The following is a 25,962-nucleotide window of genomic DNA, read 5'->3' on the forward strand; positions in this document are numbered from 1 at the left end:
ATGACCAATCCAAATACTCGTGACATACAAGTTTTACCGCTCGCTACAAACACAACAGTATTAAGAGCACGCAGTTGGACGCGGTTGCGATTTGAAATTGAATACGCACTATCTAAAGGTACAACTTCCAATTGCTATTTAATCCAAGGTGAGAAAACTGCAATTATTGACCCACCTCCGGAAACTTTCACTCAAATTTTTCTAGAAGCATTACAACAATCTTTAGATTTAAAACAGTTGGATTATGTCATTCTCGGTCACTTTAATCCCAACCGAGTGCCAACCCTAAAAGCTCTTTTAGATGCTGTACCGCAATTAACTTTTGTTTGTTCTCTTCCTGGCGCTGCAAATTTGCGAGCAACTTTCCCCAATCACGAGCTAAAAATCATGGTGATGCGGGGGAAAGAAACGCTGGATTTAGGTAAAGATCATATCTTACGCTGTCTTCCCATTCCCAGCCCGCGATGGCCTGCGGGGCTCTGTACTTACGACCAAAAAACCCAAATCTTGTATTCAAACAAGCTTTTTGGCGCTCATGTTTGTGGCGATGAAGCTTTCGATGAAGATTGGGACACTATCAAAGCAGATCAGCGCTATTACTTTGACTGTTTGATGGCACCTCATGCAAGTCACGTACAAGCAGCTTTGGAAAAAATCTCCGAACTGCAAGTGAGAATGCTTGGGACTCTTCACGGTCCGTTAGTGCGTTACGGTTTGTTGGAACTGACTCAAGAGTACGAAATATGGAGCCGTTCTCAAACCGATCGCGAAATTACTGTTGCCTTGCTTTATGCCTCCGCTTATGGAAACACAGCAACTTTAGCACAAGCGATGGCTCTTGGTCTGACCAAAGGGGGTGTTGCTGTGGAATCGATCAACTGTGAATTTGCTCAACCGGAAGAGATTAAAGCCGCCGTTGAAAAATGTGAAGGCTTTATCATGGGTTCTCCTACCATTGGTGGTAACGTCCCAACTCCGATGCAAACTGCTCTAGGCATTGTGTTGGCAATTGGGGATAACACAAAACTGGCTGGAGTTTTTGGATCTTTTGGTTGGAGTGGTGAAGCTTTTGATGTTATTGAAGGTAAACTCCGAGAAGCAGGATATAAATTTGGGTTTGAAACTTTAAAAGTTAAGTTTAAACCTGCAGATAACATTCTCAAACAGTGTGAAGAAACAGGTACAGACTTTGCTCAAACCTTAAAAAAAGCTAAAAAATTACGTATGCCACAACCAGCTGCTACCCCTGTTGAACAAGCTGTAGGTCGGATCGTTGGTTCAGTTTGTGTTGTCACGGCAAAACTTGGAGAGGTTTCAACGGGAATGTTGGGGTCATGGGTTTCCCAAGCAACCTTTAACCCACCAGGTTTGACTGTTGCGATCGCAAAAGAGAGAGCAGTTGAATCTTTGATGTATCCGGGAGGTAAGTTTGTCCTGAATATTCTGCCTGAAGGGAATCAGCAGGAATACATGAAACACTTCCGCAAAACCTTTGCACCCGGAGAAGAAAGATTTGCCAGTTTTCCGACAGAAGTTGCACAGAACGGTTGTACTGTACTAACAGACTCCTCCGCATACCTTGAATGTAGCGTGAGCAAACGCATGGAATGTGGCGATCATTGGGTTATTTATGCAACTGTTGATAATGGCAAGCTACTTAAACCGGATGCTCTAACTGCTATTCACCACCGCAAGACAGGGAGTCATTATTAAGGGTTAGTTGTTATTAATTAGTAGTTAGTTGTAGTTAACAATCACAACTAACTACTAATACCAATTTTCTATGAAAATGCATACAATTAGCCTTACTCTACGGGCGTAGTACCCGCCCCTACTTACCATCCCCATTGATGAAAGCCCAACGGCTGATGACTCGTCCCCCATTTGCCAAACTTCCTGATAGCCATTGAGGGACAAAGCCATAACCTCCTTCTTCCCATTGACCTGACTCTATAGTCCAGAATTTTTTCCCTTGATTTCCTCCATTAACGCGCCATGCAAGGTTAGGAAAATAAGAATCTCCTGCTTTTAATCGACTCAATTCTGACTTTAACTCGGGGATTGCGTTTAAAGAAATTGCTCCTTCATAAATTGTCTTATTACCCGAACGGGTAAATTGTATCTTTCCTTCTGCTCCACCTGACGGGCTTGCTTTCATTTTCATTAAAGCTGGATTGAGAGTTGCATTAGTTGGATAATATCCCTGATGGTTTGTACCGGGAGCGCGATATCTCCACAACTCGCTCTTATTTCCCGTACTGTAAGTAGCAAAAAACTCGTAATCTACATCTGCAGCCAAAGCCTTTTCATAGAGTACGTGACCTTTCAGCAGGTCATCGGGATTATTTTTTGTACAGTCAAGATTAATAAATAATCCATCTATATTATCATCACCCTTAGCGCCATCAACTCTATTTTCTCGAAACCATGCAAAACTTGGATCGAAAGGAGGAAATGGAGCGTGCTTATCATCAGCTACCTCAGCTGCAAAGTATAAGTTATTTGAGTCCCATGCTACTTTAAATTTATACGCTCCATTACCCATATTTGTGGCAATAACATCAGACCAGTCTTGTAAATTTCCATCTACATTTATTGTTTTTTTAGGAGCATAAGCTGATTGAATTTTCCAATTACCTGTTTGAGGAGAAGATTTATCTTTTACTAATAACGAATAACTCATTTCATAATTATTGTCATTATTTGCAGTAAAAGACTCTATTGGGAAACTAAGAATTTTTTGCTCTCCCGGTTGGAGATTTTCAAAAGATAGACTTTTTGTAGATAGAGTCCATCCCTTGGGAGGAACGATCGCTACAGTTCCACTCCGGGGTTTATTAACAACATTCTCTATTTTGATATCGATAGTTCGACCCTTCACAACAGGTCCCGATAAAGATAAAGCCGTTACTTTGATTTCGTTTTTTAAATGAAAATCAGCATTTTGCAGTATCTGCTTTAACTGTGCGGTTGGCATATCCGCTATAATATATACCACTTCTACCGGATTGAGAGGAATTTTGCTCAAATTACTTATCCTGTTTCCCCTGTAATCATAGACTTGTATATTTTTTGCATGACTGAGGGAAACAGTACCGGAATATTCATCAGAAGGAATGTTTCCTTTAGCTTGACTTCCTCCCTTGGGGTCCCAAGGATTGCCTATATCACCATAGAATGGGGCGTTAACAAACAACGCTGCTCTAGCACGATTATCGGTTGAATAATCATTTTTAAAAACCATTCCCCATATTGATTTGGAAGTAGGAAATACATCATCAACTATTTTCGTTCCTTCCAGAACGCGAGTCATTGTTCTATATGCATCTTTAGCAGGCTCGTTGTTAGCGATGTCGTGCATCCCGTGTCCGCTCCAGTTAAACCAAAAAGCTCTGACAGGTCTTTGGGCATAGTAACCCGCTAACATATGTATTAAGTAACTTGAGGGTATAGTACGGGCTACCCAAATATCTCGATCTGAGGAGTACATATCCCGAAATGTACCAAATTCTGTTTGCCATGCTCCCGCACGACCTTGTGTTTTAGAAAATTTCTTATCTAAAGTCAACTGCATCAATACACTGTGAAAGGTACTTAAGCTCGGAAAAGCATATGCATGGTTAACAGAGCCATCAGCGTATCCCGTGTCATTTCCCTTGGCATACATAACATCTCGGTTATACGCTAAAGAACCTCCGCCAATTAAATTAACATTCGGATAATCAGCTTTTACTTTCTTCCAAATTCGTTTAATAATATCTCTATATTCCTCAGCAGTTCCGCCGTTCCACGCCCACTCATCAACCCAAGGTTCGTTCCAATGCTCGTAATAAGGCATGAGGTCATGGGTGGCTGCTACCCAGTTATAAAATTTCTGTACGTAAGCATCTACATTTCTTGGCGGACCTAATTTGTCTTTTTCTTTCCAATCCACAGGATAGAAAGGTGTTTGTAATGAAGATACACCATAACTTTTTAAGGTGTTTATTCTATCTCTGAGAATTTTAGGATCGCCATTCCAAGGATCGAATTCGACTTGTATGCCACGAATCCATTTTACTCCTAAGTCTTGAGCGATCGCACCGATAGTCTTGGGATCGCTATAACCAAAATCCAAACCGAATGGTGAGTTAGGTGCTAATCCAGTATATCTTGGCGGTAATTGGGCAGTATTGTTATTTGAAGCTGATTTTGCAGAACAGGTTGCACTTAATAAAGAGCATAGCATTACTGCAACCAAGCTTTTTCTTACGTATCTCAAGGGAGACTTTAAATTTTCTGGTTGTTGTTTCATTAAAAGCTTGCTTTTTCAATTAATGGGTTGTTAGCAGTCGGCACACCCAGAATATCAGTAAGTTCAACCAGTTCAAACGCTATGTGACTTTATAATTTATCAGGGTTAGCTAGAGAATTTACGTAGATTGTCGAAAATCTTTAAATTTATTAACGCGAACTCAGCATATATCCGCAGATATCTGATAGCCTACTATATGAAGGCAGAAGTCCGGAGGCAGCTATGCTGAAGGAGCAAAAACTTACAAAGAAAGCTTTTTGTCTGTTATGCCTTATTTCCGGCATGCTCTACTGGTTAACTGTACTATAGCAATCCTAAATCATTTATAAAAAATTTGGATGGCTAATAGCTAATTGCTTTTTGACCATTAGCTATTAGCAATCTTCACTCTCAATACTGCTTAACTCTTCTTCTACTTTTGGTAATTTTACTGCTATTGAAATTCTCAAATAGCAATCAGCAAGATCTATTATCTCAATCTTCGCATAAGTAAAGCCAAACGAATTTGCACGGCATTATCAAAGCGACGTGGATCGAGACCTGTCAGTAAAGTAATCTTTTCCAAACGATAACTCAAAGTATTGCGGTGAATTGATAGCCGATTGGCTGTTGCAGAAGGACAGCAATCTTCTGCAAAAAATGCATCTAGGGTTGCTAACAATTCGGGTTCGTGGTTCAAGGGGCTTAAAAGATATGTTGCTAATTCTATTTTCGTTTGCTCGTCTGCAACACCAATGAAGGCTGCAATCCCCAATCCATCCAAGCAATGAACTTGGTTGCGATCGTGAAACCGACAACCTAAAGACAAAGCCGCCCGTGCATCTCGATACGATTGAGCATGACCGCGAATTCCAGGATGGTAGCGACCGACTCCAATACTAATTGATGTATCGGTGTCTTTCCGCAACTGTTTTAACAAGGCTTCAGACGCCCGCTTCAATGCTGTCAGATTTGCCCACGAAGAACTGCATTGTTCTGGGACATCACCTTGATTTGCCCAACTTCCTAAATTCTTCGTATCGCTTGCTTTGAGAACTGCTACCTCACCATCACCTAGATAGGCACAAATTGTATCGTTGGGCAGATGGAAAAAAGTGACAACACTATTTATTACTGAAGCTACCCGTCTTCGGAGTTGAGTCTCACAAGCCCCTAAAATGTAATCACTTGCATCAATTAAAATGACTGCACGGGGGGGTGCTAAATCTAAGCTCAACAGTTTGCTGTATTGAAAAACAGTTGTTTCATCTGCCAAACCGTGGAGTAGGTCAGAAATAAACTTATTTTTGAACTGATGTTGGTTGGGCAATGCATCAATAACTGTTGTTTGATTAACCACTAATTCCACAATTCCTTGTGCTAAATGTGGGGAAATTGCCTCGCCATTTGGAGATTTACCAATAATAACTTCACCTAAATGCGTCTCAAAAGTAAATGGTACGCGTAAGTAGTTGAGAGATAGTTTTCCACAAATGCGATCGAAGGAAAGCCCAACTAGCTTGGGATTGCTACTAGCTATTGCGATCGCATGCTGGTCAATCACAAAAACTGAGGCACACAAAAGCTGTGCTACTCTCTCTGCAATTACTTTAGCAACTCGCTCGAATTGTGCGTTAGTAGTTAATAAAGCTGTCATTTACTCTTGTTTCCAAGCAGGGGCTAGTGCTGTCATATCGAAAGAAGTATCGAAGAACAATGCTATAAAGTCATCACTCTTACGATAGAGGATAAATTACGTGTTTTTATATACAAAATAATTTTGATATAAAAGTAAATACCTATGCAATTAGATATATAAAGCTTTATCTACCATTAGCAGTATGATTCAATAGTGTTTTTCATGTTACACAGCAGTTGTAATAAAAATAAAAATATTTATGCAACTAGCAGATAGAGTCGCTCTGATTACAGGAGCAGGTTCAGGTATAGCTAAAGCAGCAGCCAAATTGTTTGCTTTATCTGGTGCCAAGGTTGGCGCACTAGGACGCACAAAGGAAGAACTGGAAGAAACTGTTGCTGAAATTCAAAAGAATAACGGTGAAGCAATACCTTTAGTTGCCGATATTTCAAATCCAGAACAAATGCAACAAGTCACGCAGGAACTTGTTGATAAGTGGGGAAGATTGGATATTGTATTTGCTAACGCTGGTATTAATGGCGTATGGGCACCTATTGAAGAATTGTCTCCTGAAGAATGGGATAAAACAATCGACATCAACCTGAAAGGAACATTTCTGACAGTTAAGTATGCCGTACCTTACTTGAAAAAGCAGGGGGGTTCCGTTATCATTACCTCATCTGTCAATGGTACGCGTACCTTTAGCAACACTGGTGCAACTGCGTATTCTTGCTCAAAAGCTGCACAAGTGGCTTTTACAAAAATGGTTGCGTTAGAACTCGCCCAACATCGCATTCGCGTCAATGTCATTTGTCCTGGAGCCATCGAAACTAGTATTGAAGAGAATACTCAAAGAAGAGATTTAGAAGACATTCAAGAACCAGTTGAGTTTCCTGAAGGGAAAATTCCTTTAACTGATGGTAAGCCAGGAACCTCAGAACAAGTAGCACAGTTAGCCTTTTTCTTAGCTTCTGATGCTTCGAGTCATATTACCGGTACCGAAGTTTGGATTGATGGGGGAGAATCATTGCTAAAAGCTTAGCAAACAATTCTCAATGCCCAAGGTTTTCTCTCGAAGACAATTTCTCCACCACAGCACAAAGGCTTTCATTAGTCTTTCTGCTTTTGGTCTGGTTAGCTTGTACCGCAACCGTTCTGTTTTCTGTGCAGATAAAATCATTGCTAATTTGGAAGCCCAAGTCCCCGCCCTCATGCAAGCTGAGTTAATTCCGGGTTTGGGGCTGGCAATTATTCAAAATGGAGAGTTGTTTTGGAATCGTGGTTTTGGAGTCAGAAATAGATACACCAAAAAACCAGTCACTAACGATAGTGTATTTGCTGCTGCTTCCTTAAATAAGCCTTTATTTGCTTATGCCGTATTGAAATTAGTGGAACAGGGAAAGCTCGATCTAGATGCTCCCCTCTCAAAATATACTGCTAAACCCTATATCTCCGATCCCCGAATCAAACTCATTAATGTTCGTAAGGTGTTATCTCATACAACTGGTTTTCCCAATTGGAGTGGTAACAACCCTCTGACAATTAAATTTCCTCCCGGCACAAAATTTAGTTATTCCGGGGAAGGGTATCTTTACTTACAAAAAGTCGTACAAGACATTACCCAACAGCCTATAGATGAGTATTTGCGCCAACAAATTTTCAACCCTTTGGGAATGAACAGCAGTAGCCTTGTGTGGCGAAGTGATTATCAAAGTACAGCAAGTGACGGACACGATCGCAAAGGCAAACCAATACCCATGAGTCAATCAAAACGGGGAAGCGTAGCTGGGAGTTTGCGTACCACTGCTACTGACTATGCAAAATTTCTCTTGGCTATGATGGGTTCTGGTAAGGTTAATACCCCCATACTGACACAAGATAGTCTGGAAGGGATGTTGCGATCGCAAATTAAAATCAATCAGTTTCTAGATTGGGGATTAGGTTGGGGATTAGAAAGAGTAGAAGGTCACACTTTTTTTTGGCATTGGGGCGATCTCGGTACATTTAAAAGCTTCACCATTGCTTCTCGAGAATTAAAAACAGGAATTGTCATTTTAACTAACAGCCAAAATGGTTTAAGAATCTGCCCCAAAATTGTTTCTCACGCAATAGGTGGAAAACACCCAGCCTTCAACTTCTCGATGATAGATTATTGAGTTCGTGGGTAGAGATTTGGAGTTGCACCAACCCAAGCGGTTTGGCGGTTCCCTGTCGGTGGACTCTCCCCGAGCGATAATCATATAATCCAACTAGTCCAAATTCCCACCAGAGCCATTTTTTTTACTGCGTAAGAAATCTGTATGCTCCAACGAATATTTGCAATCGTTACCGTCTTCATCTTGACTTTGGGTCAAGCATCTCCATCTCAAGCTGCGACTCCCCGTTCAACTTGGGTGGAAAATGAAATTTATCAGTACAACCATCCCTTTGCTTCTCAATTACCTCAAGAACTGGTAAGGAAAATGCAAAAGATGAAAGTTAGCCCCTTTGCCTTTTATCGCGGGACGGCTCACATCTTCTACCGCGATATGCAAACCTTACCCAGTTCTGGCTTTGTCAATTCCTCTACGTCAGCTATTTGGTTAGAGGGAGATATGCACTTGCAGAATCTTGGAGGAATGAGGGATAGCAACGGTAATAACGTCTTTGACACGACTGATTTTGATGAAGCTTATCTTGGTCCCTATGTTTGGGATTTGCGACGTATAGCTGTTTCTATTCTCCTAGCAGCTAAAGAGAACACCTTGAGTTCCAGTGATGCTCGAGATATTGTGCGGACTTTTTTAGATGCTTACTTGAACAAAATGAGTGATTTCCAGGGGACTGACGACGAGCGATCCTACCATCTCGAACAGAGCAATACGAACGGTGTGGTGAAGGATTTAATTCAAGAGGTAGCAGGCAAAAGCCGTTCTAGCTTGCTCAATAAATACACACTGTTAAATAACAGCAATCGTAGAGTCTTCCAGACAACTTCTAAACTCCAAACTGTATCTGGCAATACTTATTCAGCTATTGCTGCTGCTATGAGGCACTACATAGCTTCTATTCCTAGCAGTAAACGATACAGCAATAGTTACTATACGCTAAAGGATATTCGCCTCAAATTAGGTTCTGGCACTGGCAGTCTCGGCAAATACCGATATTACTTGCTGATTGAAGGTCAAAGTTCAGCGACCGATGACGATCGCATTTTAGAAATGAAGCAGGAAGGACCTAGTGCAGTAGCGCTCGCAGTTCCCTCTCTGCTGCCAAGTTCCATTTATGAGGAGCATGAGGGGAAAAGAGTGACCATTGCCACCAAAGCAATGCTTTCTAATACTGACCCCTTAGTTGGTTACACGACTGTTAGTGGTGTTCCTTTTATGCTGCATGAAAAATCTCCTTATCAAGTGGACTTTGACTGCAAATTGCTAACCACCAAGTCAAAGTTCATGGATGCGATGGTGTATGCAGGGAAGGTTGTGGCTAAAAATCATGCCATCTCCGATCGAGACTACAATACTGCAATTGTTGCTGTAAGTGTTGATAAAGAAGTCACTGATATAACAAGTGGTAATAAGGCTGCATTCAAAAATGAAATAGTTAACTTTGCTGTAGATTATGCGACTCAAGTTGATTGTGACTACACTAGTTTTGTCAATGCTTATAACCAAGGGGTGCCACTCTACTAAACATCGCAACATAAAGTTCCAAATTTCCTCAGGCAATATTTCATGTACGAGATGGGCGTAACTATCATGTCCAAACTTTATATTGTTCATTGCAAAATACTAGAAAATATCAAGCTGCCGTTGGAGTATTGAAAGTTGACTGGGTTTAAGTATTTTTTTGGCTAAAGTCACTTTCTCATCTACCAAAACTTTATAATTAGGCTGAAACACGCTAAATACCTAAGTTGGAGAGCATTATTTTCAGAGATCTAACTTCACTAAATTTTTAAAAGCTTTTTCTGGAATGACTAAATATTTTGGAGTAGAACAGAACTAGAGATAAACAATTCCTCCAAAATCGCAAGTTATTAATTAGGAGAAACAATAGAAATGATTCAGCGTATTTTTTCAGGCAGAACTCAATTAGTTGCCTTGAGCGGATTGATTGCAACTTTGACAGTATCAGCGCTTCCAGCATCTGCACAACAATCAAAAATTGCTCGATCTGAGATGTCTTATTGCATGGCAACATTGATAGGTCAAGAGTATGGATCGCGAATTAATTTGCGCTCCGGACCTGGGACAAATTTTCCAGACAAAGGTTACGGGCTTGTAGGCGATCGCGTTCACATTCTACGAGAAGTAGGGGGTAGCCCTCGAGACTTAGCAACTGTGGAACGCCAAGGATCTGTTTGGTATAGAGTTGGCTTTCCAAAAAGCGGAGCACGTGGTTGGGTTCGTGAAGATTTTATATCTCCTGAATGCTTCAATTAAGAATCTTCAAAGCTCTTTTACAGTTAGGGGAGTGAATAGCGCTATTAACTGCGAACGCTTTTGAGTTAAAGTTGGTACTTAATTCATGCCTTCAGCCAACATCAAATTTGAATTATTCGCTCCATACTTATAACCAATACCAAAGTCTAGAGGCTCGATACTCTCATTATTTCGATAGATGCTTCTTAAACTTGGCTGATAGCGATTTGCAAACAACCCTATGGGACTGGTGTATGAACCATAAAACTTTAAATTCCATTGAGAACGATTAAAAGCGGTGAGAGGCATACCAGAATCATCTTGCAATACATGACTGCTTTCAGCTAAAATTTGCTTTCTAATATCGGAGAATCCCTCATTGTACATTAGATAAGATGCTGCTTTTAAATAAGTCACTTTTTCACCTAATTTAGTGATAAACCGACTAAATTCCGGTCTTTTTTCCAACCCATAATTGGATAAGTCATTGGAAAAATAATATAAAGAACGCGATCGCTCTTCTCCTTTGGCAACAAAATCAATTTTTACACCAGGAATTAGTCCCTTTTTATATTGTTCGATATCGGCATTTTTATTCAATCCGATATATTGGATATTAATAATGCGATTTTGAGTACGTGCTAAAAACACGTACAAAATAGGCAATACTCCTTGGTTTCTTAAATCTACCTTCATATCATTAGTCATAAAAAAGCTGAATTGTAGGATGGCGTAGAGAGAACTTCTAATTTCCTGCAATTTCAAATTTCGCTGATTTTCCGAAAGATTTGACAGATTGGGAATTATACCCACTGGTTCTAAACCTACCAGTACATATTTGTCGCCTTTCGGAAATAAAGAATAAGCATATAAAAAATCAGGACCGCTAAAGGGATAAAATATAGATGGAGCAATAGTATTAATTTGGTTGAGTTCTTGTTGCGACCAATTTCTTACCTTTTGCAACTGTCGTGCTTCCAACTTTGACCAGGCATTGTTAAAAAATTGTTGATGCGATCGCCAGCCATCACTTTGTTGAAACTTGGCAAGCGGATTATTTTCGACTTGTATACCAGCAAGGAATTTTGCTGTATTGGTTAAATCTTCAGCTTTGGATTCATCCAACTTTGGTGTAACTTCTACAGCAGCTTTTGGCTTGACTAATTTTGGAGAAGCTTTTGTTTTTGAAATTGAATTAACTCGCAGCCGATCGTTAGAGGCTTGAATTGTGTTATTTGTACTCTCATAGGTTTTGCTAAAATGACAGCTACGCAGTAAAAGAAGACCTCCAGAAATAAGGCAAAAAATAGATAAGAAAGTCTTAAGGTTGGGAATTTTATTCATAATTGAGGATTATTTGTTTGAACTACGGGAAATCATGCGTTTATAAACAAGACGAGAAATTTTTGGGAAAATTTGAACATCATCAGCATATGCTGAAGTGCTAGAGAAAACAACCAAAATATAAGTTGTTCCTTTGTTACCTGTATCAATCATTGCTGTTTCTGTCCGTGCAATAGATGTCCAGCCAGCTTTAGAATAAAGTTGAACATCTGTATTAGACAATCCTTCCCCAAAAAAGGTCCATATAGGATTAAAACCTGAATCTAAATTTTTTTTCCAAACTTTCGGGTTTAAATCTCTTTTGAGCCATTCACACATTTTAGAGCTAGCTTCTTGCGAAACAGCTTGTTTGGCATAACAAATTTCATAAATCAATCGAGATGCGTGTCTTGTAGTTATCTTATTCCAATGTCGAATTGGAACGCCTAATAATTGAGATTCACTTCCTTTAGGTTCTGGAAAATTGATATGGTAGATGGGAAATGTTTTTTGGATAATGTTAATATTTTTGTAACCAGCTTCTTGAAAAAACCGATTGATTTGCTGTCGTTTGTATTTCCAGAGTTCAAATTTTTCTTCTTTCAAGGTTGGGCTAGAACGGGTACTTGTGATTAAGTCAACAATTAAGCTAGCTGCTTCGTTATCAGATTCCTCAATCATTTTGCGGAGGTAGGGAGTAAAGTCATCTTCACTTTCCCAGATATTATTTTCTAGTTGCGCGTATAAAACGACCATCCAAAACATTTTGATGACACTAGCAGGATACCTGGGAGTATCTTGTTTGTATCCCGCTGTTTCACCAGTTTTTGCATCTATCAAAGTTATTGATATTTGCTGTTTGGGCAAATCTCGCTCGCTTGCAAGATTCACAGCATCGTTAACAATTTTTTGTAATTTTGGGCTATATTTGAAATTGGGAGAAGTTTTGAGATTGTAATGAACTTCAGAATCTTCTTGCCCTGGTTGACGGGAGGGAAAAGGCAGAGATTGAGCAATAGCCCAATTCGGTAAGTCTTCTGGAGTTGTACGCGGTTTAACAGTTTTGCGATCGGATGTCTTGATAGAAGCGCGAACGGGAACAAATTGAGGTTCAACAGATGGTCTTAATACTTCTGAATGAAATGGTTGCGTAACGGAAGAATGTACCGAGCCTTTTGTGAGAGATTTAGTCAATCGAATACTCACTGATAAGCCTAAAATTATCAGTAAAACTATTGCAGGATTTAATTTTTTCATTTCTTTTGCAATGCAAGACCCTTGGCTTTCTTATTAAGAAACCTTAGCTAAGCACGATTGCTTGATTATTCGGTTTGTTTATCACCTGTTTAATAGAATACGGCGTAATGTACCAGAGTTATGTTCTCAAGTCAATAGGTTGTATTTAAGGAGTAGGGGATAGGGGCTTAAGGATGTGCGATCGCACAGAGGTAAAATTTAAGTTCACACTGATTGTTTTGGCTTCATCACGAGTGCTACAAGCAAAGCAGCGATACCACAAGTTAGACCTAAAAACAGCCACAATTTTAAAGATCGACCTTTATACCAAGCAAAGACCCCCGCCATAGCACCAACCAACCAATGGGTGAGTAGCAGTAAGTAAAGAGTTTGTTCGCTGCTAAGGCTTAAAGTCATCATGAGGTTATTAAGTATACTAGCAATTCTTATGGAGATGAGACACAAGTTATTTGCGTTCATCTGTAGTGACTGAATTTTGGATAATAGCATCCAGTTAGATATTTGTCACCCAATTGGTCTCAAATGAGACCAAATTGCTCTCAGACGGTCTCAATTTATGTAATCTTGTCATTTATATGTAACTCTGATACAGCAAACCTCTGTGAACAGGAGGATAAGAGTTAAATATGAGCAACCCGCAAACAGAATTTGATAGTCCTTGGAAAGATATACTACAAATATATTTTGAAGACTTCATGCGCTTCTTTTTCCCACAAGCGCATGGGGAGGTGGATTGGACTCATGCACCAGAGTTCTTAGACAAAGAACTCCAGCAAGTCATGCGGGATGCACAACTTGGGAGGCGATTGGCAGATAAACTGGTGAAAATTTACCTGAAAACGGGAAAACAAGTTTGGGTGCTTGTACACATTGAAATCCAAAGTCAAGAAGAAAGCGACTTTGCTCAAAGAATGTTTATCTATAACTACCGCATCTATGACTGTTACAAGCGATCGGTGGCTTCGTTGGCGGTTCTGGGAGATGAACGCAGCAATTGGCGACCGAATCAATTTGGTTATCAGTTATTTGGTTGTGAAGTTGACTTTAAATTTCCGATTGTAAAATTGCTAGACTATCAATCAAGGTGGTTAGAACTTGAAGCCAGCCGCAATCCCTTTGCAGTGGTAGTGATGACCCACTTGAAAGCTCAACAAACCCGTAATAATCGCATAAAAAGGCTTCAGTCGAAGCTAGAATTGACTAAACGATTATACGAGTTGGGCTTCAGTCGGGAGGATATTATTAACTTATTCAAGTTAATCGATTGGATAATGAGCCTCCCTGAAGAATTAGAGCAAGAATTTTGGCAGGAATTTCGGAATTTTGAGGAGTCTAAAAGTATGCCGTATATTACGAGTGTCGAACAATTGGGGATTAAAAAAGGTAAACAGGAAGGTAAACAGGAAGGAAGACAAGAAGGACTGCAAGAAGGACTGCAAGAAGGACTAAAAAAGGGTATATCCTTAGGTTTGAAACTAAAATTTGGTGAACTAGGTCAAACTTTATTACCTGAAATTGAAGCAATTCAAGACATAAGTTTATTAGAAGCAATTCTCAAAGCTTTGGAATCAGTCGATACCCCAGAGGAATTGCGCCAAATTTATCAACCCACAATTGATATTTGATAGTTACAATCGCATGATGGTGCGAAGTGCAAAGCCTAACGCACCATACAAAAACTACAAATTATATTAACCATCCAACAGCGCATAAGCCTCGTTAATTAACCTCATTTTCTCTTGAGCCTGTTTTTGCTGTTGTGGATTATTCATAAATAGATCGGGATGCCATTTTTTCACTAAAGTTCGATACGCCTGTTTCACCTCAGACTGCGAAGCACCAGGGTGCAAACCCAAAATAGTATAAGCATTTTGAATTTTTTCTTTATCTGTCTGTGCTGATGGTTGATTTGGTACTTTGTTACTTTGAGTGGATTTTTGTTGCTGGCTCGCTTGAGAACTCGATGAAGCCATGTTTGCTTTCATCTGTGCTATTTCTTCATCAATTTCCCAAGCACGGAATTTTACTTCTACGTCTTTCACATTAGGAGGTGGAGGTGATGGAATTCGCGCAGATCCAGCAAAATTCCTCTTATCTCCCTTGTCTTCCTTGTATCCCTTATCTCCCCTGTCTCCCTTGTATCCCTTATCTCCCTTGTCCCCCTTATCTCCCTTATCCCCTTGTCCCCTTGTCCCTACTTCCTCCTTGACCCCCTTACCTGATTGACGGTATACCGATCGCAAATCTTGGGGTTTAGGCATTGTCGCTGCCATTTTTACTTCAGGAGGAATGGGAATTTTCAAAGTTTTTTCTAACTGTTCGTGCAACTGATATAATCCATTTTGTAACTGCCATAATTCCTGGCGCTTTTGAGTTATTTCCAAAGGCTCTTGTTCTTTACCTTCTGAAAAATAAATGATTTTGGCAGAATTTTTCTCACATTCACTTAGTATAGATAATCCGCGATCGCTGAGACAAATCAAATAGCTATCAACAGCATCAAGACAAAGTTTTGCAACTTGTTGATGGTAAGATTCCTTTGTTGTTTTTTCACCCTCTTGTTGTATTTTCTTATTCACTAAATAGGAAATACTGCCAACAACAGCAGCACCTATAGGACCGCCTAACAGCCAACCTATACCACCTCCAACAGCTACCGAACCCGGTTCGCTCAAAATCTCAGAACTCCCTGGCTGAGGAGGTAAAATCACTTTTGGTTCATCCGGTAAAGGAATTAGTAAATCCTCTGGACGTTCTTCTTGAAAAAATTCGTATGCTTGGTACAGCCATTTCACTATATCTTGTTGTAACTCTTTCAAATCTTTTTTCAGAGTCTCTCGCTCCCAATTTTTAAAATTACCTTGTGCGAGTGCAACGGCTGCATCAGCCTGGTACTTATCTCGTAAACTGGGTAAAGCTAACCAATCGCGTAACTTAGACAGACTAGCAGCAAAGCCTTTTTTGATGAGTTGTTCTGCACGGATTTTTATTTCATTTTTAGCCTTCTGTTTTTCATCAAATACTTTGATTTCACTTTGCAAGGGAGTTATTTTTACTTGTAACGCTTGTTGAACTTGAAAAGCTAGAGGTTCTACTCTTGGCAAACGTACTTTTTGGCTATTTTGTTGAAAGATTGACACAATATTTTGCAAAGCAGATTCAAAAGTAACTAAACCGCTACTACTAGCGGCTGCAACATCTCCTTTGAGTCTTGCTCTTAACGCAGGTAAAGCATCAACACGATATAAATTGCTAAAACCAGGCGGTAAGTCTGCTCTAAAACTTTCAGCGACAAACCGCAAGCGATTTTGGACTTGTTTTTGGTCTTCTGGCTCGAGTAAATTAATAAAATTAGCAACAAAAATAACTGTTTTAATACCCCGTTCTAATAACCAATCCCGTAAGTTTTCTCTTTCTCCTAAAGTCATTAACTTGCGAGCATCAAGAAGTTGTACGACGAGATCTGCACTCAAAAGTTGTTGGCGAACTAAATTATCTTGTTCTTCTCTGTCATTTGTTCCCGGTAAATCCAAAAATTCTACACCAGTATCTAAGAAGGGATGGGGACAAAAAACTTCTACGGACGCGACATCGCTTCGCATTCGCCTGTCATTATCTAAAACAGCAAATTGCTTTAAAACTTCAGTTCCGTTGCGATAAATTTCTGTTCCATCTGTTAGAAGAATCCGAGTTCTGAGGCTAGTTCCATATCTAACAATAATTGCAGCACCAGTTGTAGGAATCAAATCTATTGGCAAAGCACGATCGCCCAACATAGCATTGATTAGGGTAGACTTACCGTGATTAAACGGTCCAAAGACTGCAATCCGAAACTTGGGATAAGTGAGGTAATTGCAGAGAGCGAGCGTATCTTGATGCAGTTGCGATTTAGAATCTAAATCGAGCAAAGCAGATACCGATTTTAGAGCATCTGCTAGTTGTTGGTAATCTTCTTTTTGCTGTGGTTGCATACTTTTCTTCTCTTTGTTTTCTCGTTCCCAGACTCAACCTGGGAACAAGTAAAGCTAACTGTAGTAAGCTAATAAATTGTTGTAAGCTGACTCAACTGTCTGCATTTGAGCAAAGATGTCTTCTTCTAACTTTTTCAACCGCTTCAATTCAGTTTCGCGATCGATTTCGCGAGTTTCCTTTTGCTTGAGCAAATTGTCCAACTCCGATTTTCGAGCGGAGATATCATCATTAATCCGCGTGCTGACTTCTTTTTCATAAGAGTCAAAGCACTCTTTTACAGCTTTATGAACGGTATGCCATTGCTCTTGGGCGACTTGTGGCAAATACTTCACTAACTCTTTCTTTGCTGTTTTGACTAACTCTTTACGTGCTTGATCTGCTTGCAAAAAGCCAACACCCAACCCCAGCAAAGCAAATCCAATAGGTCCGAGGAAAACACCCGTGACAGCTGTAATTATCCCACCAATGCCAATCACAGTAAAGTAATTTAACAGGATATTTTTCCAGTCAAAACCAGCACCAGCCATGGCTACACCAGCTAGGTTACCGCGAGATAGGGATAACAATCCCATCGCCCACTTCGCCCAACCAGGAGAATTATCTTCTTCAGTTGTGGTATTCGTGTTAACTTTGACTTTTTCTCCTGTCAATTGTTCTGTGATTCTGTCTGTAACTTGATTGTAAGATGCACCATACTGTGCTGCACTTCTGGAAAGTTGGGCAAAAGCAGCACTGATGTCTTTTTCTGCTGTTAAAGTCCACGCAGCAGATTTATCGGTGATATATTGTTCAAAAGCTTTTTGCAATGCGATGTTAAACGCTTCTCGTTTCCCACTGCTAAGAAAATCAAACAGATTTAATTCTGGCTGATAGCGGAGAAAATCTGTTTCAAAAGTATTTCCCAAGCCCAAAACGTAGTCGCGGAACGAATCCGCCACAGCTTTAGATTTGGTGTCACTGGTATTTCTGATTTCTTGCTGAAATTGGTCTCGGATACTGGTGAGTTTTTTGAATTCGGGTTCTACAGAGTTAATTCTTGTTCGCAATTGGTTGACATCTTGGTCAAGTAAGAGGATTCTTCTTTCGATCGCTTCGCGAGTGCGATTGCATGCTTGTCTTGCTAGTGTTCTAACTTGGCGCAGTTCTGCGATCGCTCTTTCACGAGTCAGAAAAGTATTCAGCGAACCCGTAAATTCAGGAATGCCAGTTCCCTCTAACGAAGCCTGAGAATTTTTCAATCTGCGGCGCAGTGCTTGAATGGAAGAAATTTCAAACACTCGTTCATCATAGATATCGTGACCATCCACATAACAGTATTCCGATAAATTAGCCCGGAAAACTTGCCTCAATCTATCCTCAGCAGATTTTAATTCTTCGGCGTCGTCAGGGTCAATCAAAGATTCCTTGACTTGATCCCAAGCATTAATAAGAAAGAAAACTGACAGCCCCCGACCTTTGATATAATTTTCTAGATAGCGTCTTTCTCCAAGAGTACAAGGTTGCGATGCTCTCATCACAAACAAAATGGCATGACAGTTATTAACGTAACCCAACGATAATTCGTTTCTTGCTTCTGTATCATTCAATCCTGGGCTATCAACAATTTCAATCCCCTTTTCAAGTAGAGGCAAAGGATACTCAACCACTGCATAATCAACATCTGGGAAAGCTTGCTTTTTCTCTTGCTCTAGTTTTTTTGCTTCTTGTGGATCGATAGTATATTTAAATTTAAAGTTTTGAAAATCTAACTGTTGCGGGCTTTTGCCATCATTATAATAGACAGTGACTTTTTTTTCCGCTCCATGGCGTAAAACTGTTAATACCGCCGTACAGGGATTGACATCACTTGGTAACAAATTTTCACCTAATAAGGCATTCAGTAAGGTACTTTTACCCCGTTTCATATCTCCCAAAACGAGTAAGCGAAAAACACCAGTGTGGAGATTTTTAGTAGCTACTTTAATATCTTCAATATCGCGTTCTAAACTGAGTTTTCCAGATGTTGTATCTCCAGCGACTTCCGCTCGCTCGATTGTGTCAGCTATTTTATTTAAAGCAACAGCAACTTCTGAGCGAACTTGTACGACACGCTCTAAGTCATTGAGAAATGTATCAGTTCCTACTTGAGCAACCATGTTTATTTTTTCCTAAAAATATTTTTACTTGTTGGGTCGAAAAAGAGTTTATATGTAACAAATCCAAGCAACCCAACAATGACAATTCCTGCTAAAACTGATGCGACCTTGACAGCAACGATCGCTAGAACTCCAAGCGCAAATAATTTAGCTCCTAAAATAGCTTTTTTTTGCCAGGGTTTATCAAACTTGTCAGGCTGATGCTTTACAGTTTGATAAACCTCAGCATTGTCAGCATTCATTTGATTTTCTAACTCACGCAGTCTCAGTTCTGTCTCTTTTTCCCGGAGTTGACGCTCAACCCGTTCTAAGTCTTTATACTTATCTTCTGGAGATTTCACCCTTGGTTACTCCAATCAATTAGGATAATATCAGCACTAAAAATGGATGATAAGTAAAATAACTTACAAACAGTTAGAGTAACATCAGTGCAAGTACTGTTTTTGTTCTCATGAGATCCCCGGCTTCTTCCGAAACCAGAGATATTGCAATCCTATTTGAAATCCGGACAAGGGAGACAAGGAAGACAAGGAGGACGAGGAAGATGTGTTTGTAACTCAGTGAGGACTGCTGCAGAGTATCAGAGACAAAATACTAGCACCACAAGAGATTTTAAGATATTTTTTATTCACAAGCCTCCAGTCGCAACAGGAACAACCCTGACAACGACAACATCAATATCGATTTTCGGGTTGTGTAAAGAAAAGAGAAAAAAATTAGTCGCTTGTAGTTACGATGCATGGGTCCGCCACCTTTGCGTGCTACAGGCACAGACAGCACAACTACAAACGGCATATCAGTGTTGACCAAAACACGATTTCAGTTGTTAGCGATCGCTGTTGCGAAATCTCGCTAACAAATCTTCACGCGACAAGTTAGGCAATTGTAATAACAAAGCAGCATACTCTTGTAAAGGTAAATCAACGATTGGCTGAATTACAGCTGCTAATTCCTCATCCACGGTTCCAAACCGCCCTCTCAGCACAGTATCTATTGTCAGGCAACGGTCTGCTTGAACTCCTTGTTGGATTCCTTGTTCTCTAGCTTCCGCAAGCCGTTGTTCGTAAACAGGTGATAACTGCATAATTAATTCCCTCTCCTCTTGGTCTAAATCTTGTTTGAGTTCTAGAATTGTCTTCAGACTACTTAATAAATCTAGCGCCACTTCTCGCAAGGGATTATCCTCAGATAACGCTTGCAGTTCTTGGATAGCTTGTTGCTGTACCTTTCCTTTCCCCAAAATCCTCAGCCATGTGTTTCTTCCGTAGGTGGTAACTGATGAATTGCAACAATTGCTGCTCGATACCACTCGCCAAACAAATAAACTTTTTGAGATAATTTTTGGTAAATTGGTCGTAAAGAAATCTTGTCATGTTTTTGTCGTAGGAAAATTGCTATCAAACTTTATTGAGGACATCAGTAAATTGTGGCAGTTTCCTACGATTTTATTACACAGTGTATCTGTAGTTCTTTCTCGCCCTGCATAGCTAATGCGAGGCGGAGCCTCTGGATGTACATTCCCAGGCGGAGCCTGGGAACGAGAGGAGGGACGTACTTTGGGAAACTTTGCTGTGAAAAAGGAACATTCCCAACTCCCTACTCCCTTTGTCTACCTTTCCTGCTGCGCCCAAATACGTGTTGGAAGCCCCCAAACGTAAATGAAACCTTCAGCTGCTTTGTGGTCAAATTTATCCTCAGCACCGTAGGTAGCCAAATCAGGAGTGTAAAGGCTATTCTCGGAGGTTCGCCCAACAATAGTGGCATTCCCTTTGAAAAGTTTTACCCGTACAGTTCCAGAAACCCGCTCTTGTGTCTTCTGAATGAAAGCATCTAAGGCTGTTTTGAGTGGACTGTACCACAGACCATTGTAAACCAATTGGCTGTATGTCTCTTCAATACCACGCTTGTAGTGCGTTACATCTGCGGTTAAAGTTAAGCTCTCCAAATCCCTATGTGCTTGAATTAACACGGTCATGGCAGGAGCTTCGTATATTTCCCGCGATTTTATACCTACCAAGCGGTTTTCTATCATGTCAATGCGTCCAACTCCGTGGTTTCCTACCACCTGGTTTAGTTGTTCGATCAACTCTACTGGATTTTTGGGTTCGCCGTTGATTGCAGTAGGTATACCCCTAGTAAAACTAATTTCAACATACTCTGGCTCGTTGGGAGTATCTGCTATTGCCTTCGTCATCGCGTAGATTTCTTCAAGTGGTTCTACATTAGGGTCTTCCAAAACCCCTGCTTCTATACTCCTTCCAAGCAAGTTACGGTCAATGCTATAGGGTGAAGATTTTTTCACTGGTGCAGGAATACCATATCGTTCGCCATAGGCAATTGTTTCCTCACGGCTCATTCCCCATTCTCTTGCTGGTGCAAGTATCTTAAGATTGGGGTTGAGAGCAACAGTAGAAACATCAAAGCGCACCTGGTCGTTTCCTTTCCCAGTGCAACCGTGTGCGATCGCATCCGCTCCATATTTCACTGCTGTCTCTACTAACACCTTCACAATCAACGGACGGGCGAGAGCTGTTGCTAGGGGATACCGATTTTCATAGATAGCATTCGCTTGAATGGCTGGAAAAGCGTAATCCTTGACAAAACTTTCCTTAACATCCGCCACCAAAGATTCACTTGCACCGGATTTCAGTGCTTTTTCTTTGACTGGAGCTAATTCATCACCTTGTCCTAAATCTACGGCGAGAGCGATAACTTCTTCGACTCCCCACTCATGCTTGAGGTAGGGAATGCATACGGAAGTATCAACTCCGCCAGAATAAGCCAAAACCACCTTTTTTGCGCGACCCATTTATCTCTCCAGTTAGCAAATTAAAAGCAAAGCAATGAGTCATTATTTTACGTAATAAATTTTGCTTTTATACAAATTAAAAAATTTTAAGTATTTGTCATATAATATACATCAATAATTAGTATCATATAATACTCTACAGAAAGTCATCTTCGCCCGTATCCTCACTCTCTTCTCTTACCTCTGCGCCCTCTGCGCCTCTGCGGTTAAATCAATTATTTTTTAAACCACAGAGACACGGAGAGCGCAGAGAAATAGACGAACAATGCTCTCTAGAGCAAAATTTTACAAGTTATCTTGAAAGGGCTAGCAGTGCTAACCTCCTACACCAGTGAAAGAAGTGTTAATGAACGGTTCTAACTCCTTGTTCTTCTTCAATCTCCGGGCTGCGTAAATCTTCTACCAATGCTTGAATTTCCAAGGGTGGTGGGGGAGTCAAACGAGAAACCACAAGTGTGACAATCAAGTTGATAATCATGCCTAAAGTCCCAATCCCTTCTGCAGAAACTCCAAAGAACCAAGCTGGCATACCGAGAAACTTAACACCCACAATGTATACTATTGTGAAAATTAAACCAGTTAGCATACCTGCAATTGCGCCTTCTTTGTTGGTTCGCTTGTCGAAAATGCCCAGAATAATGACTGGGAAAAAGCTAGAGGCGGCTAAGCCAAAGGCGAAAGCAACAACTTGACCGACAAATCCGGGTGGATTGACCCCAAAATATCCAGCAAGGACGAGGGACAAACCTACCATGATGCGTCCAACAAATAATCGTTTTTGTTCTGAGGCTTGCGGATCGACTATCCGATAGTAGACATCATGAGCAATGGAACTGGAAATAACCAGCAACAAACCTGATGCTGTGGACAACGCAGCTGCCAAACCACCGGCTGCTACAAGAGCAATCACCCAAGGTGCTAGTTTGGCAACTTCTGGGGTGGATAGCACAATAATGTCTGGGTCAATTGTAATTTCGGTTTTGTCTTTTTGTGGGGCTAACTGAAAACGTCCATCACCGTTCTTATCCTCAAAAGACAAGAGTTTTGTCTTTTCCCATTTGTTTGCCCAGTCTAACTGCCTCACTTGCTCAATTGTAGTGTTGTGCAGAGTATTGATGAGATTGTAACGGGCAAACATGGAAAGGGCTGGAGCAGTGGTATAAAGAATGGCAATAAATAAGAGCGCCCAACCTGCTGAAAATCTAGCCGAGCGCACGTCAGGTACTGTATAAAAACGTACTATCACATGGGGTAGTCCGGCAGTCCCTACCATCAGTGCAATAGTAATGAATAGTACGTCAATGGCGGACTTGTTCACAAATGCCTGGGTATACTCCTTAAACCCAAGGTCAACCTGGAGTTGATTGAGTTTACTGGCAATATCACTGAAGGTAAACGCAAACTGAGGAATGGGATTACCTGTCAGTAACATGGCAATTGCGATCGCCGGAATCAAGTAAGCAACAATCAAGATGGCATATTGTGCAACTTGCGTCCAGGTGATGCCTTTCATACCACCTAAGACGGAGAAAAACCCCACAATTACCATACCGATAATGACACCTGTATTGATATCCACTTGCAGAAAGCGGCTAAATACAATGCCCACTCCTCGCATTTGTCCGGCTACATAAGTAAGGGAGACAAATATGGCTGCTATCACCGCCACCAAACGAGCAACATTGGAGTAGTAGCGATCGCCTACAAAATCGGGGACTGTATACTTACCAAACTTTCGGAGATATGGTGCTAACAGTAATGCCAGCAACACATATCCTCCTGTCCAACCCATGAGATAAATAGAGCCGTCATAGCCCAGAAAACTAATGAGACCCGCCATGGAAATAAACGAGGCTGCGGACATCCAATCAGCAGCTGTCGCTGCACCATTAGCAACGGAAGGAACCCCTCGATCTGCTACAAAAAAACCCTGACTATCCTTAACTCGTGATTGCCATCCAATGTAAAGATAGAGCAGGAAAGAAAGCCCGACTATTATAATCGTCCAAATTTCAACTGACACAGTTTTTCCTCACCTTTTAATGTTGTATTTGCGATCGAGCTTGTCCATTTGAAAGGCATAAATGAAAATCAACACCACAAAAATCAGGATCGACCCCTGCTGTGCCATCCAGAAGCCAAAAGGTACGCCAAAGAACCGTATTGCATTCAATGGTTGTACCAGTAAGATACTAAAACCAAGGGATACTAACGCCCAAACTATTAAAAGATTGCGGATTAAAGCAGTATTGGCACGCCAGTATGAGCGACTCTTTTCTTTATCCATTTTTTTTACTATTTATGTAATAAAAAATATATCAGGTCACTCCAGATTTATACCTTTATAAAGGTAAGAAATTTATGAATTTTCCACACACAATTGCTGTTATTAAAACTTAATATTTTTCTGTAGATAGCAATCTTAATAATGGATACAATGGGGAGTTGACTGAATTTGAAAGTTCCTTATTTAGGTTTTGAGGAAAAGGTAGAGGGAAAAAGGAAAAATACCTTTTTCATGGCAAGGTTTGTGGTATCTTTTCATCACAGATTTTAACAATTCGTCAGAAGTACGAGGGCAGATGGCAGCTATGTATATGCCCTCGTACTTCTCACTTGTTGAAAGGGAGTAAAGGATCTAAGTCCCCCACTATAATCTCCGCCACAGGTGGCTCGCAATTGGTGAGTCCAGAGAAAGTAGGCGGTGAGACCAGTGCTGTACGCGGGTTTCCCGCGCCCTGGCAACTGGCGTACAGCCCTTCGGGCATAGCCTTCGGCATCGCGTTCGCGGAGCGTGCGCTTTGCGCTTAGCGTCTCCGTAAGGAGTACAAGGGAGGGGTCTCCCGCGCTCTGGCGACTGGCGTAAGCCGTTGCGGACATAGCTTTGCATCATGTATAGCCCCTGCAACCACAAGCCATGATAGGGGTTAAACAGCTTCTCCCAATGAGAGCCGTTGTGTACGTTTCCGCACGAGTCCGATCTATCCCCTCAATCCCTACACGTGAAAGGGGGGAAATCCGAAATCAAACTCTCTCCTGTTGACAAGGAGCAGTCTGGGGTAAGTAAAATTACTCGATTGCAATCTGTGAACCATTTCTGACTTATGTAGGTCTCAGGCAAAAAGTGCTAGAAACCCAGAGCTATCGAACAGCCAATACGAGTCAGCCTAGCCCTGACTCTAGGGAAAGTACGAGGAAAGACCAATCCAGGAAGAAGGATAACTTGATTTTATCTACTAATAGTAAGAATTTATAAAAAAAATATGAGAATAACTTGAATGGAGTTAATAATTTGTTACATTATTTAACATAGGTCTACAAAAGATATTCATGCACTGCACCAGTGAATAGCGAACATTGGTGGGAGGTGAATGTTTTATTACTAACCTATCTCGGCGCTGAAGTTCCCAATCCTTGCAATTTGTAACATGGATGCTAATGAACTCATAACACACTATAAGGCAGGCAACAGAGATTTTTTACAGGTGTCCTTGCAACGCGTTCACCTAAGCGAAGTCTGTCTGGCTAGAATCAATCTGAGTCGGTCGGATCTTACGGGCGCGACTTTATCAGCCGCAAATCTACGCGGAGCAATTTTAAGTGAAGCCACTCTAGCGGAAGCAAATTTGTGGAGGGCAGACTTAACTGAAGCTTTCATGATTTGGGCAAATTTACACAAAGCTAATTTAATCCGTACAAATCTTTGTAAAGCGGATTTACACCGGGCGGTGCTGACAAGGGCAGATTTGCGGTTAGCCGATTTAAGTTTTGCCGATCTCAGTAACACTAACTTAGAAGGTGCGGATTTACGCTATGCTAACTTAAGCGGTGCAAATCTAGCAGGTGCCAACTTAACTAAAGCGAACCTAACTGGTGCGAAATTGAGTCAGGCAGACTTGTACAACGTAAACTTGACAAAAGCAATATTGTTGAGAACTGATTTATGCCATACTGACATCAGTTCTATGACAGTAAGCGGCGACTTACTCTTAAGCGATCGCTGATAACAATTCCCTAATGAGTAGCACCTCCGCAGGTGATGTGATTCATTCCGTAGTTGGTATTGATAAACGCGATAATAGCAAGAGTAGTATTTTGAGGGAGCAAGCTTAGGTTGTAGTTCCTCTGTTTTAGCTGGAAATTTCTTC

The 25,962-nt window shown here is 40.8% G+C and carries 21 protein-coding genes; 7 read left to right on the forward strand and 14 right to left on the reverse strand.

The annotated features are described in order from the left end of the window. Positions 1–1,713, forward strand: coding sequence for a diflavin flavoprotein (locus tag HC643_RS40325; RefSeq protein WP_038092216.1), 1,713 nt, complete (start codon positions 1–3; stop codon positions 1,711–1,713). Between the two features lie 118 nt (positions 1,714–1,831). On the opposite strand, the gene HC643_RS40330 is transcribed toward HC643_RS40325, so the two are convergent. Then, complete coding sequence (locus HC643_RS40330; protein WP_038092214.1) at positions 1,832–4,294, reverse strand: DOMON domain-containing protein; 2,463 nt, start codon at positions 4,292–4,294, stop codon at positions 1,832–1,834. 469 nt (positions 4,295–4,763) lie between these two features. After that, the gene (locus tag HC643_RS40335; RefSeq protein ID WP_038092212.1) at positions 4,764–5,930 is read right to left on the reverse strand and encodes a PucR family transcriptional regulator; all 1,167 of its coding nucleotides are present in this window, start codon (positions 5,928–5,930) and stop codon (positions 4,764–4,766) included. Between the two features lie 241 nt (positions 5,931–6,171). Between HC643_RS40335 and HC643_RS40340 the strand changes: the two genes are divergently transcribed. The 4 genes from HC643_RS40340 to HC643_RS40355 all read left to right on the forward strand — a co-directional run bounded on the left by HC643_RS40340 (position 6,172) and on the right by HC643_RS40355 (position 10,339). Further along, positions 6,172–6,954 (forward strand): SDR family oxidoreductase, encoded by a 783-nt coding sequence (locus tag HC643_RS40340; RefSeq protein WP_038092208.1) that lies wholly within the window; start codon positions 6,172–6,174, stop codon positions 6,952–6,954. Positions 6,955–6,967: 13 nt separating this feature from the next. Further along, positions 6,968–8,068, forward strand: a complete 1,101-nt coding sequence (locus HC643_RS40345) for a serine hydrolase domain-containing protein (protein ID WP_038092206.1) — start codon at positions 6,968–6,970, stop codon at positions 8,066–8,068. Positions 8,069–8,212: 144 nt separating this feature from the next. Next, positions 8,213–9,586 (forward strand): DUF2252 domain-containing protein, encoded by a 1,374-nt coding sequence (locus HC643_RS40350; protein WP_038092203.1) that lies wholly within the window; start codon positions 8,213–8,215, stop codon positions 9,584–9,586. 369 nt (positions 9,587–9,955) lie between these two features. Then, positions 9,956–10,339, forward strand: coding sequence for an SH3 domain-containing protein (locus HC643_RS40355; protein ID WP_050046231.1), 384 nt, complete (start codon positions 9,956–9,958; stop codon positions 10,337–10,339). A 78-nt stretch (positions 10,340–10,417) separates the two neighbouring features. Here the strand turns inward: HC643_RS40355 and HC643_RS40360 are convergent, their stop codons facing one another. The 3 genes from HC643_RS40360 to HC643_RS40370 form a co-directional block, all read right to left on the reverse strand. Continuing rightward, on the reverse strand, positions 10,418–11,662 hold the full coding sequence (locus tag HC643_RS40360) for a hypothetical protein (RefSeq protein ID WP_038092201.1): 1,245 nt from the start codon (positions 11,660–11,662) through the stop codon (positions 10,418–10,420). A 9-nt stretch (positions 11,663–11,671) separates the two neighbouring features. After that, positions 11,672–12,898, reverse strand: a complete 1,227-nt coding sequence (locus HC643_RS40365) for a serine hydrolase (protein WP_038092198.1) — start codon at positions 12,896–12,898, stop codon at positions 11,672–11,674. A gap of 204 nt (positions 12,899–13,102) precedes the next feature. Further along, positions 13,103–13,297 carry a hypothetical protein gene (locus tag HC643_RS40370; protein ID WP_237266112.1) on the reverse strand — a complete coding sequence of 65 codons (195 nt, stop codon included), beginning with the start codon at positions 13,295–13,297 and terminating at the stop codon, positions 13,103–13,105. Positions 13,298–13,524: 227 nt separating this feature from the next. Between HC643_RS40370 and HC643_RS40375 the strand changes: the two genes are divergently transcribed. Beyond that, complete coding sequence (locus HC643_RS40375; protein ID WP_038092195.1) at positions 13,525–14,523, forward strand: RpnC/YadD family protein; 999 nt, start codon at positions 13,525–13,527, stop codon at positions 14,521–14,523. A 66-nt stretch (positions 14,524–14,589) separates the two neighbouring features. Here HC643_RS40375 and HC643_RS40380 read toward each other — a convergent pair whose 3' ends face one another. The 9 genes from HC643_RS40380 to HC643_RS40415 all read right to left on the reverse strand — a co-directional run bounded on the left by HC643_RS40380 (position 14,590) and on the right by HC643_RS40415 (position 24,694). Next, complete coding sequence (locus HC643_RS40380) at positions 14,590–16,869, reverse strand: dynamin family protein (RefSeq protein WP_038092192.1); 2,280 nt, start codon at positions 16,867–16,869, stop codon at positions 14,590–14,592. A 54-nt stretch (positions 16,870–16,923) separates the two neighbouring features. Further along, complete coding sequence (locus HC643_RS40385; protein WP_038092188.1) at positions 16,924–19,005, reverse strand: dynamin family protein; 2,082 nt, start codon at positions 19,003–19,005, stop codon at positions 16,924–16,926. A 2-nt stretch (positions 19,006–19,007) separates the two neighbouring features. Next, positions 19,008–19,346 (reverse strand): DUF3040 domain-containing protein, encoded by a 339-nt coding sequence (locus HC643_RS40390; RefSeq protein WP_038092185.1) that lies wholly within the window; start codon positions 19,344–19,346, stop codon positions 19,008–19,010. A 485-nt stretch (positions 19,347–19,831) separates the two neighbouring features. Then, entirely contained in the window at positions 19,832–20,245 is a 414-nt protein-coding gene (locus HC643_RS40395) for a hypothetical protein (RefSeq protein WP_050046232.1), read from the reverse strand. 5 nt (positions 20,246–20,250) lie between these two features. Further along, positions 20,251–20,406 carry a hypothetical protein gene (locus HC643_RS41080; RefSeq protein WP_202048756.1) on the reverse strand — a complete coding sequence of 52 codons (156 nt, stop codon included), beginning with the start codon at positions 20,404–20,406 and terminating at the stop codon, positions 20,251–20,253. Between the two features lie 208 nt (positions 20,407–20,614). Beyond that, positions 20,615–21,814, reverse strand: a complete 1,200-nt coding sequence (locus HC643_RS40400; protein WP_038092182.1) for an argininosuccinate synthase — start codon at positions 21,812–21,814, stop codon at positions 20,615–20,617. A 343-nt stretch (positions 21,815–22,157) separates the two neighbouring features. Then, positions 22,158–23,837 (reverse strand): sodium:solute symporter family protein, encoded by a 1,680-nt coding sequence (locus HC643_RS40405; protein WP_038092180.1) that lies wholly within the window; start codon positions 23,835–23,837, stop codon positions 22,158–22,160. 9 nt (positions 23,838–23,846) lie between these two features. Beyond that, a complete protein-coding gene (locus HC643_RS40410; protein ID WP_038092177.1) occupies positions 23,847–24,101 on the reverse strand; it encodes a DUF4212 domain-containing protein in 255 nt (84 codons plus the stop codon). Between the two features lie 302 nt (positions 24,102–24,403). Beyond that, positions 24,404–24,694 carry a hypothetical protein gene (locus tag HC643_RS40415; RefSeq protein WP_137986445.1) on the reverse strand — a complete coding sequence of 97 codons (291 nt, stop codon included), beginning with the start codon at positions 24,692–24,694 and terminating at the stop codon, positions 24,404–24,406. 548 nt (positions 24,695–25,242) lie between these two features. Between HC643_RS40415 and HC643_RS40420 the strand changes: the two genes are divergently transcribed. Then, positions 25,243–25,818 (forward strand): pentapeptide repeat-containing protein, encoded by a 576-nt coding sequence (locus HC643_RS40420; protein WP_038092174.1) that lies wholly within the window; start codon positions 25,243–25,245, stop codon positions 25,816–25,818. Positions 25,819–25,962 lie beyond the last annotated feature (144 nt).

It is taken from the genome of Tolypothrix bouteillei VB521301 (genome assembly GCF_000760695.4).
GTDB classification, from domain to species: Bacteria; Cyanobacteriota; Cyanobacteriia; order Cyanobacteriales; family Nostocaceae; genus Scytonema; species Scytonema bouteillei_A.

Excerpts from the sequence above, each read along its gene's own strand:
- HC643_RS40325 (WP_038092216.1), top strand. The coding sequence starts at position 1 with ATGACCAATCCAAATACTCGTGACATACAAGTTTTACCGCTCGCTACA.
- HC643_RS40330 (WP_038092214.1), bottom strand. The coding sequence starts at position 4,294 with ATGAAACAACAACCAGAAAATTTAAAGTCTCCCTTGAGATACGTAAGA.
- HC643_RS40335 (WP_038092212.1), bottom strand. The coding sequence starts at position 5,930 with ATGACAGCTTTATTAACTACTAACGCACAATTCGAGCGAGTTGCTAAA.
- HC643_RS40340 (WP_038092208.1), top strand. The coding sequence starts at position 6,172 with ATGCAACTAGCAGATAGAGTCGCTCTGATTACAGGAGCAGGTTCAGGT.
- HC643_RS40345 (WP_038092206.1), top strand. The coding sequence starts at position 6,968 with ATGCCCAAGGTTTTCTCTCGAAGACAATTTCTCCACCACAGCACAAAG.
- HC643_RS40350 (WP_038092203.1), top strand. The coding sequence starts at position 8,213 with ATGCTCCAACGAATATTTGCAATCGTTACCGTCTTCATCTTGACTTTG.
- HC643_RS40355 (WP_050046231.1), top strand. The coding sequence starts at position 9,956 with ATGATTCAGCGTATTTTTTCAGGCAGAACTCAATTAGTTGCCTTGAGC.
- HC643_RS40360 (WP_038092201.1), bottom strand. The coding sequence starts at position 11,662 with ATGAATAAAATTCCCAACCTTAAGACTTTCTTATCTATTTTTTGCCTT.
- HC643_RS40365 (WP_038092198.1), bottom strand. The coding sequence starts at position 12,898 with ATGAAAAAATTAAATCCTGCAATAGTTTTACTGATAATTTTAGGCTTA.
- HC643_RS40370 (WP_237266112.1), bottom strand. The coding sequence starts at position 13,297 with ATGATGACTTTAAGCCTTAGCAGCGAACAAACTCTTTACTTACTGCTA.
- HC643_RS40375 (WP_038092195.1), top strand. The coding sequence starts at position 13,525 with ATGAGCAACCCGCAAACAGAATTTGATAGTCCTTGGAAAGATATACTA.
- HC643_RS40380 (WP_038092192.1), bottom strand. The coding sequence starts at position 16,869 with ATGCAACCACAGCAAAAAGAAGATTACCAACAACTAGCAGATGCTCTA.
- HC643_RS40385 (WP_038092188.1), bottom strand. The coding sequence starts at position 19,005 with ATGGTTGCTCAAGTAGGAACTGATACATTTCTCAATGACTTAGAGCGT.
- HC643_RS40400 (WP_038092182.1), bottom strand. The coding sequence starts at position 21,814 with ATGGGTCGCGCAAAAAAGGTGGTTTTGGCTTATTCTGGCGGAGTTGAT.
- HC643_RS40410 (WP_038092177.1), bottom strand. The coding sequence starts at position 24,101 with ATGGATAAAGAAAAGAGTCGCTCATACTGGCGTGCCAATACTGCTTTA.
- HC643_RS40415 (WP_137986445.1), bottom strand. The coding sequence starts at position 24,694 with ATGTCCGCAACGGCTTACGCCAGTCGCCAGAGCGCGGGAGACCCCTCC.
- HC643_RS40420 (WP_038092174.1), top strand. The coding sequence starts at position 25,243 with ATGGATGCTAATGAACTCATAACACACTATAAGGCAGGCAACAGAGAT.